Raw genomic sequence first — 1511 nt, 5'->3', positions numbered from 1 at the left:
GCTCGGTAGTCGGCACGAAACCGGCCGGAGGCTTCGCCGTACCGTGCATCAGCGGGCCCTCCGGCACGTACCCGATCCCGAGCGACCGCGCCAGCTCCTCGAAGTCGGGCGGCGCGCACACCACGGCCTCCTGGCCCAGCTCCGTCAACCGCAGCGCCAGCGCGATCACCGGCTGCGCCTCGCCCCGCGAGCCGATCGTGGACAACAGCACCCGCATGGTCGTCACTCCCCGTCCGTCTGCCGCGTCCCGTCACGCGGAGGTCCATCTTCGCCCGATATGGGGGCCTTGCGGCAAGATCCCCCGTACGGTATACGGTGGAACGGGAAGAGAAACGGGAGTGCGGCTCCCCCGGCTCCGCGCGAGCGCACCGGAAATTGCCGCGACACTTCAGGCGGACGGGTGTTAGTTTCCGCCCCATGCAACCCCTGAACGAGAACGAGATCCGCGGATCCTTCGTCAACTGCTCCAAGGGCGAGGCCCGCCGGCTCAACCTCCCCCGGGGGCTGGCCGAACTCCCGTGGGAGCAGCTGGACTTCCTCGGCTGGCGGGATCCGGGCGCGCCCGACCGCGCCTACCTGGTGGCCCACCACGGCGGCGAGCTCGTCGGCGTCACCCTGCGGGTGCCGTCGGTGCGCCGCAGCCTCACCAAGAGCAACGTGTGCTCGCTGTGCATCACCGCCCACGCCGGCTCGGGCGTCGCGCTGCTGGCCGCCCGCCGGGCCGGTGCCGCCGGGCGCGAGGGCAACTCGGTCGGCAGCTACATCTGCGCGGACCTGGCCTGCTCGCTGTACGTGCGCGGGCTCAAGAAGTCGACGCTGGTGACGCGCCCCAACGAGTCGCTGCCGGTGGAGGAGCAGATCGCCCGCACGGTGGGCAACCTCGACGCGTTCCTCGCCAAGGTGCTCACCGACGCCGTCGCGTAGTCCCGACGACGGCGCGTAGTCCCGACGACGTACGCGGTTGACCGCCGCGACCGTCACCCGGCGGCGGTCACGGACCGCGCGTAACGCAGCATGGCGTCGTTGTCGGCCTTCACCGCCGTCAGTTCCGACAGGTGTTGCCGGATCAGCTCGTTCTCGTAGGCCGTCTCGACGGTGAACCAGACCCCGACGACGTTGGTGCGCGCCTTGCACTCGACGTCGGCGGTGGCCGTGGCGATCTCCTCTGCGGACGGCGTCGTGGTGGCCGGCCAGCGGGAGTCCTTGAGGGCGTCCCCGGGCGTGGCGTAGGTGTAGCCGCGCTCCCCCATGCAGTGGGACCAGTCCTGGAAGACGGCCTTGACCCGGGGGTCCGCCGTCGAGCGTTCGAAGCCCTCGTAGTTGACGCCCACCGCGACGTCGGCGTCCCGGCCGGTGCCGCCGTGCGAGGTCAGTTCCTTCTGCGCGGCCCCGATGCACCCGCCGGGCGGGAGTCCCTTTCCCTGGAACTCGGCGGCCGATCCGGGGGCGGGCTTGCCGCCCGGGCCGAGGCCGGTGCCGAGCACGGTGGTGAGGTCGGGGCTCATCGAAGG

Annotated in this window: 1 protein-coding gene and 2 pseudogenes; 1 reads left to right on the top strand and 2 read right to left on the bottom strand. The window is 71.7% G+C overall.

What is annotated here, in order from left to right:
* A pseudogene (locus AB0O00_RS39020) lies at positions 1 to 217 on the bottom strand (glycosyltransferase); the annotation flags it as partial.
* A gap of 200 nt (positions 218 to 417) precedes the next feature.
* Here AB0O00_RS39020 and AB0O00_RS39015 point away from each other — a divergent pair.
* On the top strand, positions 418 to 924 hold the full coding sequence (locus tag AB0O00_RS39015) for an FBP domain-containing protein (protein WP_363659417.1): 507 nt from the start codon (positions 418 to 420) through the stop codon (positions 922 to 924).
* 53 nt (positions 925 to 977) lie between these two features.
* Here the strand turns inward: AB0O00_RS39015 and AB0O00_RS39010 are convergent.
* Positions 978 to 1511 (bottom strand): annotated as a pseudogene (locus tag AB0O00_RS39010) (hypothetical protein); the annotation flags it as partial.

The sequence above is a fragment of the Kitasatospora sp. NPDC093558 genome (genome assembly GCF_040683475.1).
Classification (GTDB): Bacteria; Actinomycetota; Actinomycetes; order Streptomycetales; family Streptomycetaceae; genus Kitasatospora.
This window is presented reverse-complemented; position numbering and strand designations above follow the sequence as displayed.